This window comes from Burkholderia sp. MSHR3999, assembly GCF_000833595.1.
Classification (GTDB): Bacteria; Pseudomonadota; Gammaproteobacteria; order Burkholderiales; family Burkholderiaceae; genus Burkholderia; species Burkholderia ubonensis.
The window spans coordinates 2499555-2518087 of the sequence record NZ_JRFO01000007.1; the positions used below are offsets into that span (position 1 = coordinate 2499555).

Below are 18533 nucleotides of genomic sequence, written 5' to 3' on the forward strand. Positions count from 1 at the left end.
CGCGTGTAAGCCGGCCGGTCATCGCCGGCGGAGAAATTCTGAATTGCCGGCGGCGCGGGAATCGGCGCGCCGCGCATTGCTACACTTTGCGCTTCGCCGAACGAACGACCATCCAGGGGAGCTTGCGCGATGTATCGCAAAGGCATAGTGCTCGAAATCCAGTTTCCGCCCGAACGACTCAACGACGCCGCCGGCGATCCCTACTGGGTCGACCTGACGCTCGACGAGGCGCGCCGTCTCCATCAACAGCTCGCCGCGCGCTTCGCGAACGAAACGAGCGCGAACCAGCCGCTCGACACCTTCTCGCTCGACTGATCCCTGCCCGCTTAGTGCCGCGCGCGCGACTGCAGGATTCGACAAGACACCGCCGCCGCGCCGCCGGATACTGCCGGACTTCGTGATTCCATCCGGCCGTCCGCGGCCCGTCCTGCATGCTGACCTCGATCGTCGCCGCGGCCTTCGTCGCACTCTGGTCCACCGGTTTCATCGTCGCGCGGGCGATCAAGCCCTACGCCGATCCCAACCTGTTCCTGCTCGCGCGCTTCGCGGGCACCGCCGTGCTGTTCGGCGCGGTCGCGCTCGCCGCGCGCGCGCCGTGGCCCGCGCGCCGCGAATGGCCGCGCCACCTGATCGCCGGCGCGCTGCTGCAGGGCGTGTACCTCGGCGCGAGCTACTGGGCGGTCGCCCAAGGGCTGAACGCGGGCGTGATGGCGCTGCTCGGCGCGCTGCAGCCGCTCGCGACCGCCGTGCTCGCGGTGCCGCTGTTCAACGAACGGCTGCCCGCGCGCGGCTGGCTCGGGATGGCGCTCGGCCTCGCCGGCGTCGCGCTGGTGCTGGCGCCGAAGGTCACGGGCGGCGTCGCGCCGCCGCCCGGCGCCGCGCCGGCCTGGCTCGTCGTCACGGTGTCGGTGCTGGCGGTCGGCTCGATCACCGCCGGCTCGCTCTATCAGAAAGGCAAGCTCGCGCAGAGCGACCTGCGCACCGCCGTCGCGGTGCAGAACCTCGGCGCGGCGCTCGTCGCGGCCGTCTTCGCGGGGCTGCTGCACGAGACGCGCTGGACCGGCGCGCCCGCGCTGTGGGTGTCGCTCGTGTGGGGCGTCGTATTCCTGTCGGGCGGCGCGGTCACGATGCTGATGTGGATGCTCCGGCGCGGCAACGCCGCGCGCGCGACGTCGCTGCTGTTCCTCGCGCCGCCGCTGGCCGCGCTGCAGGGCTACCTGCTGTTCGGCGAGACGCTCGCCGCCGTCCAGCTCGCCGGTTTCGGCGTGGCACTGGCCGGCGTCGTGCTCGCGCGGCGCTAGGTTCCAGGTTCGCCATTTACGCAGCAGACGGCCCGCCGCGAATGCGCTTATGATGAGCGCCTCGCATCTTGTACCGGAACCCTTTCATGACCTCCGCCGATTACGCCAGCCGCCAACGCGCGATCATCGCCGAACTGAACGTCGCCCCGCATTTCGATGCCGATGCCGAAATCGCGCGCCGCGTCGACTTCCTCGCCCAGTACCTGCGCTCGACCGGCCTGCGGACCTACGTGCTCGGGATCAGCGGCGGCGTCGATTCGTCGACGGCCGGGCGGCTCGCACAGCTCGCGGTCGAGCGCCTGCGCGCGGAGGATTACGACGCGCGCTTCGTCGCGATGCGCTTGCCGAACGGCGTGCAGAACGATGAAGCCGACGCGCAGCGTGCGCTCGCGTTCGTTCGCGCGGACGAGGTGCTGACGGTCGACGTGAAGCCGGCCGCCGACGCGATGCTCGCGTCGCTCGTCGCCGGCGGGCTGGCGTTCGCGGATCACGCGCAGCAGGACTTCGTACACGGCAACATCAAGGCGCGCGAGCGCATGATCGCGCAGTACGCGGTGGCCGGCGCGCGGCGCGGGATCGTGATCGGCACCGATCACGCGGCCGAATCGCTGATGGGGTTCTTCACGAAATTCGGCGACGGCGGCGCGGACATCCTGCCGCTCGCGGGCCTGAACAAACGGCGCGTGCGCGCGGTGGCCCGCGCGCTCGGCGGCGAGGAGACGATCGTGATGAAGGTGCCGACCGCCGATCTCGAGGAGCTGCGTCCGCTGCGCCCCGACGAGCACGCATACGGCGTCAGCTACGACGAGATCGACGATTTCCTCGAAGGCAAGCCGGTCAGCGATCACGCGTACGAGACCGTGCTGCGCTTCTACGACGGCTCGCGGCACAAGCGCGCGCTGCCTTACACGCCGTTCGACTGGCCCGCGCGCCGCGACTGACGGCGCGCGGCCGGCCGCACACGCGGGTCACGCGTGCCCGGCCGCCTCGGGCGCCGCTTTCTTCGCCTGCAGTGCGCGAATCCGCAGCTGCGCGCCGGTATCGGCAACCGTCCTGTCGTACATCGCCGCGAGATCGTGCTTGAGCGCGGTGCGCGAGCCGCCGTCGAGATACACCATGTGCCCCGACGGATAGAAGCGCGCCGACAGGTTCTGCCGCACCGTCGCATCCTCGAGCGGCATCTGCTGCAGGTCGAGCACGGTCTGGTAGAACGGCGTGACGAAATCGTAGAAGCCGTTCGCCGACAGCACCTTCAGGTCCACGTTGAGCGCCATCACGGCGGCGAGGTCGCCCGCCGTGTAGAGGATCACGTTGCCCTGCGCATCGACGCCCTGCTGCGCGCCGGTCGGGTCGATGTGGCTGAAATCCCAGTTCTGGAACGCCTGGTCGTTCAGGTCCGTGAACGACGAGTTCGACGTGAACTTCAGTTGCTCGTTCAGGTAGCTGTTCCACATCGCCGTATAGACGCCGGACACGGCCGTCATCGTCGGATCGTTGCCGCCCGAATTCGGATCGATCTTGCCCGCGATGCCGGTCTCGATCCCCGTCACGCGGCCGTCGTACTCGCCGAGCGCCAGCCCGCGCGCGCGCAGCAGCGTGGTCAGGAACAGCGAATTGCCGCGCGCGTCGGCGCCGGCAATATTGAGGCGCCACGACAGCAGCGTCGCCGTGTCGATTCCCGTGTAGTCGGCGAGCTTCCGCACCACGGCCGGGTCGGGGTGCGGCAGCTTGCGCAGCGCGTTCAGGTAGTCGGTGCGCGCGAACTGCGCGACTTCCTCGACGAACGCGCCGAGGTCGGTCGGCGCCGGCGACACGCCGAGCCGCTGGTGATACCACGCGTCCGCCGCCGCGGTCGGCAGCACGCCGACCGGGTTGCCTGCCTGCCGGTAGTCGAGGATCGACGACTGCAGCGTGATGCCGTTCAGGTCGACGCCGTCCTCGTGCAGCTTGTACGCGAGCACGCAGCTGCGCGCGGTGCCGTACGATTCGCCGAACAGGTATTTCGGCGAATTCCAGCGGTTGTTCTTCGTCAGGTAGCGCTTGATGAACTGCTTCAGCGAGTTCGCATCCTGGTCGACGCCCCAGAAATCGCGGTTCTTGTGCGGCGCGACCGCGGCCGAGTAGCCGGTGCCGACCGGGTTGATGAACACGAGGTCGCTGCGGTCGAGCAGGCTGTCGGGGTTGTCCTCCATCTGGAACGGCGCAGGCGGCGTGAAGTCCGGCATCGACGTCTTGATGCGGCGCGGCGCGAACGAGCCGAGCAGCACGAACACCGACGACGAGCCCGGCCCGCCGTTATAGAAGAACGTCACGGGGCGCGCTTCCTCCTTCTGGCCGTCCTCGGTGAACGCGACGTAGAAAATCTTGGCGTCCGGCAGCGAGCTGCTCGGGTCGACCGTCACGAGATGCCCGACCGTCGCGGTGTACGCGATGCGCCGCCCGCCGATCGTGACCGCGTGATGCGTGACGGCGGCCGCCTCGGTCGTGTCGGTCACCGAATCGTCCGGCCCGTTGCCGTAGGCGACCGGATCGAAGAACGGCTGGTCGCGGCCGTGGCTCAGCGCGACCGGATTGACGGTCGGCGGCACGGCGTGCGAATTGTGATCGCCGTGATGCAGCGGATACACGCCGCCGGAAGATGCGGAATCGTTGCCCATCGTGCTGCTCCTCGAGGTAAAGGGGGAAGCAAGAAACCCGTGACAACCTGATGCGCGGCAACCGCCGCCGTCAACTCGACGGCTTCGGCGGCAGGATCGCGGCCAGCCGCGCGCCGTTCGGGCTGCCGAGCCCCGTGCACGCGTCCCAGCCCGGCGCCGCCGCGTACGCGCCGTTGCTGCCTTCGGTGATGTCGCGCAACGCGTCCGGATGCTTGTACAGCGTCGGGTTGATCCAGCCGACGGACGTGTTCGCCGCCGCGTTGATGCGCGCGATCAGCGCCGCCCACAGCGGCGACACCGCGCTCGTGCCGCCCATCACCGCGGGCGTGCCCGCGACCGAGACTTCGTAGCCGGTCTGCGGCGATGCATCGCCTGCGACGTCCGGCACGCCGCGCTTCGCGAGCGGCGCGCGGCTGCCGTCGGCGAGCGTCGCGGCCAGCCCCTGCTGCCACACGGGCACGTCGAACAGCGTGCTGACGCCCCCGCCGCCCGAGCCGCCGCCCGACGCCTCGTCGTTCCACGTCACCTCGCGGCGGATGCCCTGCCCCGGCAATGCGTCGAGCTGCGTGCCGCCGCACGCGAGCACGTACGGGCTCGACGCGGGGAAATCGACGTGCTGCGCGCCGTCCTGCAGCCCGTCGCCGGAGCCGCTGTCGCCCGACGCCGCGCACACGGTGACGCCCAGCGCGGCCGCCGACTGCAGCACGCGGTCGAATGCCTGCGCGGACTGCGCCTGCCAGATCGCCTCGGGCCCGCCCCAGCTGATCGAGATCACCGACGGCCGGTTGGTCGTGTCGTGCACCGCCGCGTTCACGGCCTGGATGAAGCCTGCGTCGCTGTTCGGCGCGAAATAGACGGCGAGCTTCGCGGCGGGCGCGATCGCGCCCGCGATCTCGAGGTCGAGCGCGACTTCGCCGTCCGGGCCGTTCGCATCGCCGGTCGGCACGTTGCGGCCGCTGCCGACGTTCACGTCGACGAGCGCCGGCGGCGTCGTGATGCCGAGCCCGCGGAAATACTGCTGGATGTCGGCCGCGCGATAGCCGCCGCCCAGTTCGATGATGGCGATGCACTGCCCCGCGCCGTCGCCGGGCGGAAAGCCGTAGAGCGACGCGAGCTGCGGCGGCGTGAACGTGACGGCCGCGCCGCCGCGCGCGGGCCTGAACGGCGGCCGCAGCCGGAAGTGCGGCCGCGCCTGCGGCCGGCTGTCGAGGCCGAGCACCGCGGTGACCGCGTCGCCCAGCTCGTCGGGCAGCACGATCGGGCCGGACCGGCCGCGATACTGGCCGATCGACCGATGCTCGAAGCGTTCGAGCGTGACGCCGAACGCGGCCTCGAACTGCCTGATCGTGCCGGACAGCACGACGACGCTTTCCGCGGGATCGACCCGCTCCACCTTCAGCTGATGGCGGTGCGCGAAGTCCTCGGTCTTGCGGATGTCGTCGGGATTCGCGGAAAAGCGCTGCGCGAACGCTTCGCGCGACAGCGGCTTCGCGGCCGCATCGCCGCTCGCGAGCTGGTGAAGCAGTGCATCGAGATGTGCTTCCTCCTGCCGCCGCAACATGATCGTGACGTGGATGCGCTCAGCCGGATCGCACGGGCCGAGACAGGTGGACTCGGCGACGATTCGGGGTTCACGGTCGGCGTGAAGGTGCCTTGCCATGTGTTGACCTCCTTGGTACCGCGTTGCACGGAACAGCCAGAAAATCGGATATGGCAGACGAAAGAAGGTTCCGTCCGGTCAGCCGCGCAACAGCAGCGCGGCGACGTACAGGAAGTTTAGAACAAGTCAGATGAATCGCGGTTGCGGTATGTCACTGCGGGCAGGTGCGAGGGGGAAGGCGGCGAGGGTGACGCGCGTCGCGGACGGCGAATCCGCGACGTCCGGCTCAGTCCATCGACAGGCGCAGCGCGAAGCCGATCAGCGCCGCGGAGAAGGTCCAGCGCTGCACGGTCTGCGCGAGCGGATGCGCGCGCATCCACGCGGCGATCCGCGACGCGCCGAACACGCACGCGAGGTCGAAGCACACGCCCGCCGCCACCAGCAGCGCGCCGAGCTCGAACATCTGCCAGACGACCGGGCCCGCGTCGGGCCGCACGAACTGCGGCAGCAGCACCGAGCAGAACAGCAGCGCCTTCGGGTTCAGCAGGTTCGTCAGCAGCCCCTTCACGAACGCCTGCCGCAGTTCGCCCGCTTCGGCGGCGCCGTCGCCGAGCGCGAACACCGGCGAGCGGAACACCTGGATCGCGACATACGCGAGATAGAGCGCGCCGCCGTAGCGGATCACTTCATAGAGCCACGGCGCGCTGCGGATCAGCGCCGCGACGCCGCACGCGGACAGCGTCACGTGCGCGGTGCGCGACAGCGACAGGCCGGCCGCCGCGGCCATCCCCGGGCGCACGCCGCGCCCGATGCTGGTCTGCAGCACGAGCGCCATGTCCGGCCCCGGCACCGCGTAGATTGCCGCCAGCGCGGCCAGGTAGATCAACAGCAAATGCGTGGAAATCATGGTCTGCCCCCGTCCATCGATGACGATATGGTGCCGCCAACGGGTGAGGGATTATTGGCCATATTCGGTCCCCTTCTGGCCATGAAGAGCGGATTCCCCCAAAATTGCCCCGGCAAACCACGGATTCCGCCCATATGACCGAACTCGACAAAACCGACCGCGCGATCCTTGCCGCGGTGCAGCGCGACGGCCGCCTGCCGATCGCGCGTCTGGCCGACAGCGTCGGCCTGTCCGAAACGCCGTGCGCGCGGCGGCTGAAGCGCCTCGAAACCGATGGCTACATCGAGCGCTACCGTGCGCAGCTGTCGCGCAAGGCGCTCGGTTTCGGCGTCGTCGCGTTCGTGCTGGTGCGGTTCGCGACGCACGACCGCAAGGTTGCCGACCGGTTCGAACGGGAGGTGCTCGGGATCGAGCGGATCCTGTCGTGCCACAACGTGTCCGGCACGGCCGACTACCTGCTGCAGGTCGTCGCGCACGATCTCGACGACTACGGCACGTTCCTGCGCGAATCGCTGCGGACGCTGCCGGGCGTGACGTCGCTCGAATCGGCGCTGTCGCTGCGCGAGGTCAAGCGCGAAGGAGGCTTTCCGGTGCCGTGAGCCGGCGCCCGCTCAGGCGTCGGGCGGCTGGTGCGCGTGCTCGAGATCCTCGAGAAACGCCTGCACGAGCGGATTGCCTCGTGCGTTGCGCGCGACCACCATGTGGAACGTGACGTCGTAGTGCAGCCGCTCCGGGTTGAGCGGCGCGAGCAGCCCCTGCGCGACGTACGGCGCCGCGAAGTGCTGCGGCAGGTAGCCGAGATGGTGGCCTGACAGGATCAGCAGCGCGACCGCCTCCATGTTGTCGGCGGTCGCGGTCACGCGGTCGGGCGTCGTCGACATCTGCGCCTCGGGCAGCGGGTACGAGCGCCACGCCCATTCGAAGCCGGCCACGTCGGCCGGCTTCAGCGCGCCGGCGCGCGCGAACAGCGGATGGCCGCGGCCGCAGTACGCCACCTGCCGCTCGATGAAGAGCGGCGTGTAGTGCAGCGACGGCACCCGGTGCCAGAAATAGCCGACCGCGATCTGGATCTCGTCGCTCAGCAGCTTTTCCTCGAGATCGCCGGGCGCCCGCACCGAGATCGAGAAGCGCACCGCCTCGTCGCGGGTGCGGAACGCGGCGATCGCCTCGGCGATCCGCGCGTTCTGGCTGATCGGCGTATGGCCGATCAGGCCGATGTTCAGCGTGCCGACCAGTTGCCTGTCCATGTGCCGCGCCGCCATCCCGAATTCGTCGAGCGCCGTCAGCAGCTTGCGGCTCATCGCATGGAAGCGCTCGCCCTTCGGCGTGAGCCGGAAGCCGCTGCGGCCCCGCTCGCAGAGCCGGTAGCCGAGCCGGGTCTCGAGCGACGACAACTGCGCGCTGATCGTCGATTGCCCGACGTTCAGCACCGTCTGCGCGGCCGATACGCCGCCGGCGTCCGTCACCGCGAGAAACACGCGGATCAGCCGCAGATCGAGAGTCGACAGATTCCCCAGCACGCCATTCCCCTTCCATACATCGATGGAGATCGATGTTTACGTCGATATCTTCGCATTCTTCTTTCCGGCCGGAGCGCGTACAACTACGAGCCAGGCCGCGTCGCATGATACGGCAACCCCCCACTGGAAGAGACGCAAGATGAACGACCATACCCATTTCCAGCCGCTCGGCGGCAACGAAATGCCGCGCTGCGGCGGCATCGCGACGATGATGCGCCTGCCGCACGTGCCGAGCGCCGAAGGGCTCGACGCGTGCTTCGTCGGCGTGCCGTTCGATCTCGGCACGTCGAACCGCACCGGCGCGCGCTTCGGTCCGCGCCAGATCCGCACCGAATCTGTGCTGCTGCGCCCGTACAACATGGCGACGCGCGCCGCGCCGTTCGACTCGCTGCAGGTCGCGGACATCGGTGACGTGGCGATCAATCCTTACAATCTGCACGATTCCATCGCCCGAATCGAAGTCGCGTACGACGCGATCCTCAAGCACGGCTGCAAGCCGATCACGCTGGGCGGCGACCACACGATCGCGCTGCCGATCCTGCGCGCGATCCATCGCAAGCACGGCAAGGTTGCATTGATTCACGTCGATGCACATGCGGACGTGAACGATACGATGATGGGCGAGAAGATCGCGCACGGCACGCCGTTCCGCCGCGCGGTCGAGGAAGGGCTGCTGCACGGCGACAAGGTCACGCAGATCGGCCTGCGCGGCACCGGCTACGCCGCCGAGGACTTCGACTGGTGCCGCGAGCAGGGCTTCCGCGTGGTCCAGGCCGAGGAATGCTGGAACAAGTCCCTCGCGCCGCTGATGGACGAAGTGCGCGAACGGATCGGCGACACGCCCGTCTACATCAGCTTCGACATCGACGGCATCGACCCGGCCTACGCGCCCGGCACCGGCACCCCGGAAATCGCGGGCCTGACGGTGCCGCAGGCGCTCGAGATCATCCGCGGCGCGAAGGGCCTGAACATCGTCGGCTGCGATCTCGTCGAGGTGGCGCCGCCGTACGACCCGTTCGGCACCACGGCGCTGCTCGGCGCGAACCTCGCGTACGAACTGCTGTGCGTGCTGCCGGGCGTCACGTACCGCGACTGATCCCGACAGAACGACATATTCCGATCCAGAGGATTCGAGAGGAGCCAAGAAAAAAATGGGGACTTCCGTCAAGCAGCCGAAGCGCGCGGCGCTCGCGTCGTTCGTCGGCACGACGATCGAGTGGTACGACTTCTATAGCTACGCGACCGCTGCCGCCATCGTGTTCGGGCCGCTGTTCTTTCCCGGCGAGAACCGTTTCATCAGCCTGCTCGCGTCGTTCGGCTCGTTCGCGGTCGGCTTCTTCGCGCGGCCGCTCGGCGGCGTGATGTTCGGCTATCTCGGCGACCGCTTCGGCCGCAAGCGTTCGCTGCTCGCGACGCTGATGCTGATGGCCGTGTCGACGGTCGCCATCGGCCTGTTGCCGACCTACGCGCAGGCCGGCGCGATCGCGCCAATCCTGCTCGTGCTGATGCGCGTGCTGCAAGGCATCGCGGTCGGCGGCGAATGGGGCGGCGCGGTGCTGCTCGCCGGCGAGCACGCGCCGGAAGGCAAGCGCACGTTCTTCGCGTCGTTCGCGCAGCTCGGCAGCGCGAGCGGCCTGATCCTGTCGATGCTCGCGTTCGGCGCGATCAGCACGCTGCCGAAGGACGACCTGATGAGCTGGGGCTGGCGCCTGCCGTTCCTCGCGAGCGCGGTGCTGCTCGCGGTCGGCTTCGTGATCCGCGCGAGCGTGTCCGAGTCGCCCGAGTTCGAGGAAGTCAGGAAGAGCGGCAACACCGCGCGGAACCCGGTGCGCGAAGCGCTCAAGTACTGGCCGCTGCTGCTGCTTGCGATCGGCGCGAACGTGTACGGGATCGCCGGCGTGTACTTCAGCAACATCTTCATGATCAGCTATGCGACGCAATTCCTGTCGCTCGACCGGTCGATGGTGCTGCAGTGCATGACGATCGTCGCCGTGCTGCAGTTCGTCGTGCAGCTCGCGGCCGCGTTCTTCGCGCAGCGCTTCGGCACGACGCGCGTGCTGCTGATCACCGGCGCGTGGGCCGCCGTCGTGCCGTTCGTGATGCTGCCGCTCGTGCACGCCGGCACGCCGTTGTCGATCACGGTCGGCGTCGGCCTCGCGACGCTCGCGGAGTCGGGCTACTACTCGGTGGTCGCGGGCTTCGTCAGCGGCATCTTCATCGCGCGCATCCGCTACACGGCGATCTCGATCGCGTACCAGGTGTGCGGCGCGCTCGCCGGCGGCCTCACGCCGCTCGTCGCGACCGTGATCGCGCAGAACACCGCGCCGCAATGGTGGCCGCTCGCGCTCCAGTACACGAGCGCCGCGATCCTGTCGTCGGTGTGCGTGTGGCTGATCGCGCGGCGCGTCGGCACCGACGACGCCGGCTCGCCGCGCGAAGCGCTGCCGCGCGGCGCACGCACCGCGTAAAGCGCCGCCTGCCCCGCCCGTCTCGACAACGGGCGGCCTCCCGGGCCGCCTTCCCCAACACGATCAATCACGGCCGGCTGTAGCGCTTCGCGAAGCGGGCGAAAACGGCCCGTCCGCGATCGATTGCTTCCCGATGCGAACGAATCAGGCCGTTCCGTCCCGCATCGAGGGCGAACATGCCGGTCGCTGCCCGCCCTGTCATCAAACTGACTGAAAGCCGACGCTAGGATCGGACGCGTTTCCGTCAAGAGACGCCGTCATGAATCAATCCGCTTCGTCCGCCGCGCATGATCAGGCGTCCCTCGCCCGCACCCGGCATGCCGGCTACGCCGTCGTCCTGCTGGTGCTCGCGATCGGCGCCGTCTACGTTGCCACGCACCTGATCTCCGACATTGCGCCGGTCCGCGAAGGCTCGCTGTTTCCGTACCTGATGCTCGGCGCCGCGCTCCTGATCGCGCTCGGCTTCGAGTTCGTCAACGGATTCCACGACACCGCGAACGCGGTCGCGACCGTGATCTATACGCATTCGCTGACGCCGAACATCGCGGTGATCTGGTCCGGCCTGTGGAACTTCCTCGGCGTGATGCTCTCGAGCGGCGCCGTCGCGTTCGGCATCCTGCAGCTGCTGCCTGTCGAGCTGATCCTGCAAGTCGGCAGCGGCGCCGGCTTCGCGATGGTGTTCGCGCTGCTGATCGCCGCGATCGTCTGGAATCTCGCGACCTGGTATTTCGGACTGCCGTCGTCGAGCTCGCACACGCTGATCGGTTCGATCATCGGCGTCGGGCTGATGAACCAGCTGATGCACGGGCCGTCCGGCACGAGCGGCGTCGACTGGGGCCAGGCGCTCGGCGTCGGCAAGTCGCTGCTGTTTTCGCCGATCGTCGGCTTCCTGTGCGCGGGCCTGCTGCTGCTCGTGCTGAAGGCGCTCGCGCGGGTGCCGGAACTGTACCAGGAGCCGCCGAAGGATCAGCCGCCGCCGTTCTGGATCCGCTGCCTGCTGATCCTGACCTGCACCGGCGTGTCGTTCGCGCATGGCTCGAACGACGGCCAGAAGGGGATGGGGCTCATCATGCTGATCCTGATCGGCATCGTGCCCACCGCCTACGCGCTCAACAAGGCCGTGACGCCCGCGGAATCGCAGACCTTCGTCGCGGTGGCGAACCAGGCGGCCATGACGTTCGCCAAATATGCAAACGGCATCGCGCCGTCTGCAAATCCGCGCGCCGACGTCGAGCAGTACGTGCAGCATCGCCAAATGACGCCCGCCGTGCTGCCCGCGGTGCAGCAGTTGTCGGTCTCGCTTGCGCATGCGGTCGGTGCATCGGGCTCGATGGCGGCGGTGCCGCAGGGCGACATCGACAACGTTCGCAATACGATGTACCTCGTGTCCGAAGCAATCCGGCTGATGGAGAAATCCGGCCAGCCGGCGTTCGCGCCGGCCGACCGGCTCGCGATCGACAACTACCGCAAACAGCTCGACCACGCGACCAAGTTCATCCCGACCTGGGTGAAGGTTGCCGTCGCGATCGCGCTGGGGCTCGGCACGATGGTCGGCTGGAAGCGCATCGTCGTGACCGTCGGCGAGAAGATCGGCAAGCAGCACCTGACTTACGGCCAGGGCGCGTCGGCGGAGCTCGTCGCGATGCTGACGATCGGCGCCGCCGACGTCTACGGGCTGCCGGTCTCGACGACGCATGTGCTGTCGTCCGGCGTCGCCGGCACGATGGCCGCCAACGGGTCGGGGCTGCAATGGGGCACGGTGCGCGGCCTCGTGCTCGCGTGGGTGCTGACGCTGCCTGCATCGATCGCGCTCGCGGGCGGGTTGTACTGGCTGTTTCGTTCCGTGGGCTGAGCGAAACCGTGGTTCGGCGGTGCGCCGCTTGTCGATTGGAGCGCAAGATGCGGAGCGTATCCGCAAACCGACGTCGCTAGACTGGATTCTTCGATCCTCGTCGCGAATACAGTCATGCGCTCTGCTCCGCCGGCCACCGCTTTCCCGCTCCATCCCGTCTTCCGCGCATCGTCGGATACAGGGCGCCCCGGCGCCTGCGACATCGCCCGGCGCATCGACACGCTGGACTGGCCCGCCATCGAAGCGGAACTGGGCCGCCAGGGGTGTGCGCTCATTCCCGGATTGCTGTCGGCGCCCGCATGCGACGCACTGGCATCACTCTATGCGCGCGATGCGCTGTATCGCTCGCGCGTCGTGATGGCGCGTCACGGTTTCGGACGCGGCGAATACAAGTACTTCGCCTATCCGTTGCCGGCGACCGTCGACACACTGCGCTCGACGCTCTATCCGCACCTCGCGCCGATCGCGAATCGCTGGAATGCCGCCCTTGGCGTCGATGTCCGCTACCCGGCGGCGCATTCGGAATTTCTCGCCCGCTGCCACGCGGCGGGGCAGACGCGCCCGACGCCGTTGATCCTCCAATACGGCCCGGACGACTACAACTGCCTGCATCAGGACCTGTACGGCGAACACGTGTTTCCGCTCCAGGTTGCGGTCCTGCTGTCCGCGCCCGGACGGGACTTTACCGGCGGCGAGTTCGTGCTGACCGAGCAGCGGCCGCGCATGCAGTCGCGCGCCGAAGTGGTCCCACTGACCCAGGGCGACGCCGTGATTTTCGCCGTGCACGGCCGGCCCGTGCAGGGCACGCGCGGCGTCTATCGCGTCAATCTGCGTCACGGCGTGAGCCGTATCCGGTCGGGGCATCGCCATACGGTCGGCATCATCTTCCATGACGCGCAGTGATCGAACCCGACCGATCACGCGCGCGACAATTGCCCTTGTGTACGGCGATGAATGATATCCACGGACGTCATTCGTCAGAACGTACCGATCCGCGGCACGCGGATGATCAGTGCGGGCGCCACTGCCTGCGCATCCGGCGGGCGATCCCGGTCACCCTCTCGCGACGCTCGCCCTGAGCCGGTCTCCCGCGTCGAGTGCGAGCCGCGCATAGCCGGGCAAGGTCAGCAGCGCGAGCAGGCCGGCCGCGACGAACGCCCAGCGAAAGTCGTCGAGCACGTAATGCACGCCGGTCGCGTCGCCGCGCAACGAGGCGGCCACGCGCAACGCCAGCGCACCGAAGGCGATCCCCATGCCGATCGTCATCTGTTGCGCGGCGCTCCACAATGTGCTCGCGGCACTCGTCTGCCGGGCGGGAATGTCCGCGTAGGCCAGCGTCGCGAGCGTCGTGAACTGCATCGACCGCGTCAGCCCGTAGACGAACACGACGAGCAGCGTGATCGCGAGTGGCGTCGATGCGGTCAGCCAGCCGCATGCGATCGTGAACAGGCCGACGATCGTCACGTCGACGAGCGCGACGCGCCGGAAGCCGAATCGATCGAGGATCCAGGACGTTCCTGCCTTCATGCCGAGATTGCCGACCGCGCTCGCCAGCAGCAACAGGCCCGACTGGAACGGCGACAGACCGAAGCCGATCTGGAACAGCAGCGGCAGCAAATAAGGCACGGCGTTGATCGCGATCCGCGTGACCGACCCCGTGATCACCGTCACGGAGAACGTCGGCACCTGGAGCGTGGTGAAGTCGAGCAGCGGATGCGCGCATCGCCGGGCATGCAGCCACGCGGCGACGCCGAACAGCACGCTCGCCCCCACGAGCACCGCGGCGTGCGCGAACTGTGCATCCTGCTGCCCGGCCGCTTCGGTCCCGATCAGCAGGCACGTCAACGCGGCGCCGGCGAGCACGAAACCGATCCAGTCGAGCGGCCGCTGCTCGTCGGCGCGCGTGTTCCTGACGATCAACCAGGTACATGCGAACGCCGCGATGCCGAACGGCACGTTCAGCAGGAAGATCCAGCGCCACGACGCATACGTCGTGATGAAGCCGCCGATCGGCGGCCCGACGACCGGCGCGACGATGCCCGGCCACGTGATCGTCGCGATCGCGCGCATCAGGCGCGCTTTTTCGGTGCTGCGCACGACGATCATCCGCCCGACGGGCACCATCATTGCGCCGCCGATGCCCTGCAGCAGCCGTGCTGCGGTAAAAGTCCCGACGCCGTTGGACAGGCCGCACAACACCGACGCGCCGGTAAAGATGACGATCGCACTGCCGAACACCGTCCGCGAACCGAATCGATCCGCAATCCAGCCGCTGATCGGGATGAATACCGCGAGCGCGAGCATATAGGCGGTCATCCCGAGGCTCAGCGCGTTCGGCCCGACGCCGAACGTGTGCGCCATCTGCGGGAGTGCAGTCGCGATCACGGTCGTATCGAGATACTCCATGAAGAAGGTCGCAGCAACGAGATACGGCAGGAAGTCGGTCGTCCGATCACCTGGGTTGGAGGTGGGGGGCATGAACGATGCAGTAGACGGAATGCGGGAGATGCCGGCCTCGAACGCAGACAAGCCGGAGCCGGGACGAGTGTCGATAGTACCTCGAAGCGCCTACTCTTCGCTCTGCCGGCGCGTGCAGTTAAATGCAGTTTATGCGCATAGATTTTTGATCCGACATCAATCAATCAATGCGTGCGATTCGAAGCTGAAGGCGCCTGTTGAGCAAGCTTATCGATCAATCGACTACTTTATCCGCCCAGAAGGCCGTCCTGACCATCGTGATTCATGCGTGCGGGGCGGTCTCGCCGAATGTGAATCGATAGGCGGCGATATTTCCGCCGCTGGAAATGCAAAAACCCCCGCCGGTTGGGCGGGGGTTTCTGGCTTGAGGGAGCCTGACGATTACCTACTTTCACACGGGAATCCGCACTATCATCGGCGTAGAGTCGTTTCACGGTCCTGTTCGGGATGGGAAGGGGTGGGACCGACTCGCTATGGTCATCAGGCAAAGAGGGTTGTTCTGCTGGCTTGGCCAGCAGAACCAATCTGGGAAGAAGCAGTAATCCTGGGGTTGTGCGTATCGCACACATCGCGGTCATTCAACCGCTCTAAAACAGCCTTGTTATAGGATCAAGCCTTACGGGCAATTAGTATCGGTTAGCTGAACGCATTACTGCGCTTACACACCCGACCTATCAACGTCCTGGTCTCGAACGACCCTTCAAGGAGGTCAAGCCTCCAGGGATATCTCATCTTAAGGCGAGTTTCCCGCTTAGATGCTTTCAGCGGTTATCTCTTCCGAACATAGCTACCCGGCGATGCGACTGGCGTCACAACCGGTACACCAGAGGTTCGTCCACTCCGGTCCTCTCGTACTAGGAGCAGCCCCCTTCAAATATCCAACGCCCACGGCAGATAGGGACCAAACTGTCTCACGACGTTTTAAACCCAGCTCACGTACCTCTTTAAATGGCGAACAGCCATACCCTTGGGACCGGCTACAGCCCCAGGATGAGATGAGCCGACATCGAGGTGCCAAACACCGCCGTCGATATGAACTCTTGGGCGGTATCAGCCTGTTATCCCCAGAGTACCTTTTATCCGTTGAGCGATGGCCCTTCCATACAGAACCACCGGATCACTATGACCTGCTTTCGCACCTGCTCGACTTGTCGGTCTCGCAGTTAAGCACGCTTATGCCATTGCACTATCAGCACGATTTCCGACCGTACCTAGCGTACCTTCGTACTCCTCCGTTACGCTTTGGGAGGAGACCGCCCCAGTCAAACTGCCTACCATGCACTGTCCCCGACCCGGATCACGGGCCAAGGTTAGAACCTCAAACAAACCAGGGTGGTATTTCAAGGACGGCTCCACCGAAACTGGCGTTCCGGTTTCATAGCCTCCCACCTATCCTACACAGATCGGTTCAAAGTCCAATGCAAAGCTACAGTAAAGGTTCATGGGGTCTTTCCGTCTAGCCGCGGGTAGATTGCATCATCACAAACACTTCAACTTCGCTGAGTCTCGGGAGGAGACAGTGTGGCCATCGTTACGCCATTCGTGCAGGTCGGAACTTACCCGACAAGGAATTTCGCTACCTTAGGACCGTTATAGTTACGGCCGCCGTTTACCGGGACTTCAATCAAGAGCTTGCACCCCATCATTTAATCTTCCGGCACCGGGCAGGCGTCACACCCTATACGTCCACTTTCGTGTTTGCAGAGTGCTGTGTTTTTATTAAACAGTCGCAGCCACCAGTTTATTGCAACCCCTTCACCCTCCTGGCGCAGGCCAGTCAAGCTACAAGGGCGTACCTTATCCCGAAGTTACGGTACCAATTTGCCGAGTTCCTTCTCCCGAGTTCTCTCAAGCGCCTTAGAATACTCATCTCGCCCACCTGTGTCGGTTTGCGGTACGGTCATCGTTAGACTGAAGCTTAGAGGCTTTTCTTGGAACCACTTCCAATTGCTTCGCTCCCGAGGGAGCTCGCGCCACACCCTTGAATCCTGCGCCCGGATTTGCCTAAGCGCCTTCTCCAATGCAGCGACCGGGACTTCCAACACCCGGACAACCTTCCGCGATCCGTCCCCCCATCGCATCTAACGACGGTGCAGGAATATTGACCTGCTTCCCATCAGCTACGCATTTCTGCCTCGCCTTAGGGGCCGACTCACCCTACGCCGATGAACGTTGCGTAGGAAACCTTGGGCTTACGGCGAGGGGGCCTTTCACCCCCTTTATCGCTACTCATGTCAGCATTCGCACTTCCGATACCTCCAGCACCCTTTACAAGGCACCTTCGCAGGCTTACGGAACGCTCTCCTACCATGCGAGACTAGCTCGCATCCGCAGCTTCGGTATATGGCTTAGCCCCGTTACATCTTCCGCGCAGGACGACTCGATCAGTGAGCTATTACGCTTTCTTTAAAGGGTGGCTGCTTCTAAGCCAACCTCCTGACTGTTTTAGCCTTCCCACTTCGTTTCCCACTTAGCCATATTTGGGGACCTTAGCTGGCGGTCTGGGTTGTTTCCCTCTTGACACCGGACGTTAGCACCCGATGTCTGTCTCCCGTGATTGCACTCTTCGGTATTCGGAGTTTGCTATGGCGGGGTAATCTGCAATAGACCCCCAACCATGACAGTGCTCTACCCCCGAAGGTGAGACACGAGGCACTACCTAAATAGTTTTCGGAGAGAACCAGCTATTTCCAGGTTTGTTTAGCCTTTCACCCCTATCCACAGCTCATCCCCTAACTTTTCAACGTTAGTGGGTTCGGACCTCCAGTACGTGTTACCGCACCTTCATCCTGGCCATGGATAGATCACCTGGTTTCGGGTCTACGCCCAGCAACTGAACGCCCTATTCGGACTCGCTTTCGCTACGCCTGCCCTATACGGTTAAGCTTGCTACTGAACGTAAGTCGCTGACCCATTATACAAAAGGTACGCCGTCACCCCTTACGAGGCTCCGACTGTTTGTATGCATGCGGTTTCAGGATCTATTTCACTCCCCTCCCGGGGTTCTTTTCGCCTTTCCCTCACGGTACTGGTTCACTATCGGTCGATCACGAGTATTTAGCCTTGGAGGATGGTCCCCCCATCTTCAGACAGGATTTCACGTGTCCCGCCCTACTTGTCGCACACCTAGTTCTTTCATACTGTTTTCGCCTACAGGGCTATCACCTGCTATGGCCGCACTTTCCAGAGCGTTCGGCTAACAATACAAATAAAGAGTGCAAGGCTCATCCCATTTCGCTCGCCACTACTTTGGGAATCTCGGTTGATTTCTTTTCCTGCGGTTACTTAGATGTTTCAGTTCACCGGCGTTCGCTTCACATGGCCTATGTATTCAGCCATGGATACTCCATAAGGAGTGGGTTTCCCCATTCGGACATCTACGGATCAAAGCTCGTTTGCCAGCTCCCCGTAGCTTTTCGCAGGCTACCGCGTCCTTCATCGCCTGTGATCGCCAGGCATCCACCACATGCACTTGTTCGCTTGACGCCTATAACGAGTCTGTCTCGTTACAGGTTGAGTTCTCGCGTTGTGCCGTATTCCAATTGAGGCGAACATGAAGTTTCGAATCATCTTGAGATACATCGATACAATCACAACCCGGATAGTTTCCACGTCCATCTCAAAGACGCTTCCGCATATCCAAATTACTTGCTTCTTCCAGATTGTTAAAGAACGACAGCCGATATGGTGTTACTCATATCACTCTGACTGGCTCAATCGCCAATGGCAAAAGGTTCGATCAAGTCGAAC

Annotated in this window: 13 protein-coding genes and 2 rRNA genes; 8 read left to right on the forward strand and 7 right to left on the reverse strand. The window is 65.4% G+C overall.

Translation table 11 applies throughout. From position 1 onward, the window contains the following. The first annotated feature begins 129 nt into the window (after positions 1–129). The 3 genes from KY49_RS34315 to nadE all read left to right on the forward strand — a co-directional run bounded on the left by KY49_RS34315 (position 130) and on the right by nadE (position 2242). Positions 130–315 (forward strand): hypothetical protein, encoded by a 186-nt coding sequence (locus KY49_RS34315; protein ID WP_042588652.1) that lies wholly within the window; start codon positions 130–132, stop codon positions 313–315. A gap of 116 nt (positions 316–431) precedes the next feature. Beyond that, complete coding sequence (locus tag KY49_RS34320) at positions 432–1301, forward strand: DMT family transporter (protein WP_042588653.1); 870 nt, start codon at positions 432–434, stop codon at positions 1299–1301. A gap of 86 nt (positions 1302–1387) precedes the next feature. Further along, on the forward strand, positions 1388–2242 hold the full coding sequence (gene nadE, locus KY49_RS34325) for an ammonia-dependent NAD(+) synthetase (protein ID WP_042588654.1): 855 nt from the start codon (positions 1388–1390) through the stop codon (positions 2240–2242). Positions 2243–2269: 27 nt separating this feature from the next. Here the strand turns inward: nadE and KY49_RS34330 are convergent, their stop codons facing one another. The 3 genes from KY49_RS34330 to KY49_RS34340 form a co-directional block, all read right to left on the reverse strand. Then, entirely contained in the window at positions 2270–3958 is a 1689-nt protein-coding gene (locus KY49_RS34330) for a S10 family peptidase (RefSeq protein ID WP_042588655.1), read from the reverse strand. A 70-nt stretch (positions 3959–4028) separates the two neighbouring features. Beyond that, positions 4029–5618 (reverse strand): S53 family peptidase, encoded by a 1590-nt coding sequence (locus KY49_RS34335; RefSeq protein ID WP_042588656.1) that lies wholly within the window; start codon positions 5616–5618, stop codon positions 4029–4031. Positions 5619–5844: 226 nt separating this feature from the next. Further along, positions 5845–6465, reverse strand: a complete 621-nt coding sequence (locus KY49_RS34340; RefSeq protein ID WP_042588657.1) for a LysE family translocator — start codon at positions 6463–6465, stop codon at positions 5845–5847. 134 nt (positions 6466–6599) lie between these two features. Between KY49_RS34340 and KY49_RS34345 the strand changes: the two genes are divergently transcribed. Beyond that, a complete protein-coding gene (locus KY49_RS34345; protein WP_042588658.1) occupies positions 6600–7064 on the forward strand; it encodes an Lrp/AsnC family transcriptional regulator in 465 nt (154 codons plus the stop codon). Between the two features lie 12 nt (positions 7065–7076). Here KY49_RS34345 and KY49_RS34350 read toward each other — a convergent pair whose 3' ends face one another. Beyond that, positions 7077–7985, reverse strand: a complete 909-nt coding sequence (locus KY49_RS34350; protein WP_042588659.1) for a LysR family transcriptional regulator — start codon at positions 7983–7985, stop codon at positions 7077–7079. Positions 7986–8124: 139 nt separating this feature from the next. Here KY49_RS34350 and speB point away from each other — a divergent pair, with 139 nt between their 5' ends. The 4 genes from speB to KY49_RS34370 all read left to right on the forward strand — a co-directional run bounded on the left by speB (position 8125) and on the right by KY49_RS34370 (position 13208). Beyond that, positions 8125–9081 (forward strand): agmatinase, encoded by a 957-nt coding sequence (gene speB, locus KY49_RS34355; RefSeq protein ID WP_042588960.1) that lies wholly within the window; start codon positions 8125–8127, stop codon positions 9079–9081. A 55-nt stretch (positions 9082–9136) separates the two neighbouring features. Beyond that, entirely contained in the window at positions 9137–10453 is a 1317-nt protein-coding gene (locus KY49_RS34360; protein WP_042588660.1) for an MFS transporter, read from the forward strand. Positions 10454–10712: 259 nt separating this feature from the next. Beyond that, positions 10713–12305 (forward strand): inorganic phosphate transporter, encoded by a 1593-nt coding sequence (locus tag KY49_RS34365; RefSeq protein ID WP_042588661.1) that lies wholly within the window; start codon positions 10713–10715, stop codon positions 12303–12305. 114 nt (positions 12306–12419) lie between these two features. Beyond that, positions 12420–13208: a 2OG-Fe(II) oxygenase gene (locus KY49_RS34370; RefSeq protein ID WP_230380887.1), complete on the forward strand. Its 789-nt coding sequence runs from the start codon at positions 12420–12422 to the stop codon at positions 13206–13208. 150 nt (positions 13209–13358) lie between these two features. Here the strand turns inward: KY49_RS34370 and KY49_RS34375 are convergent, their stop codons facing one another. From KY49_RS34375 to KY49_RS34385, 3 genes are all read right to left on the reverse strand, one after another. Continuing rightward, on the reverse strand, positions 13359–14783 hold the full coding sequence (locus KY49_RS34375) for a DHA2 family efflux MFS transporter permease subunit (RefSeq protein WP_042588662.1): 1425 nt from the start codon (positions 14781–14783) through the stop codon (positions 13359–13361). A gap of 372 nt (positions 14784–15155) precedes the next feature. Beyond that, positions 15156–15268: ribosomal RNA gene (gene rrf / locus KY49_RS34380) — 5S ribosomal RNA — on the reverse strand. 120 nt (positions 15269–15388) lie between these two features. Then, positions 15389–18269 (reverse strand): 23S ribosomal RNA (locus KY49_RS34385). Positions 18270–18533 lie beyond the last annotated feature (264 nt).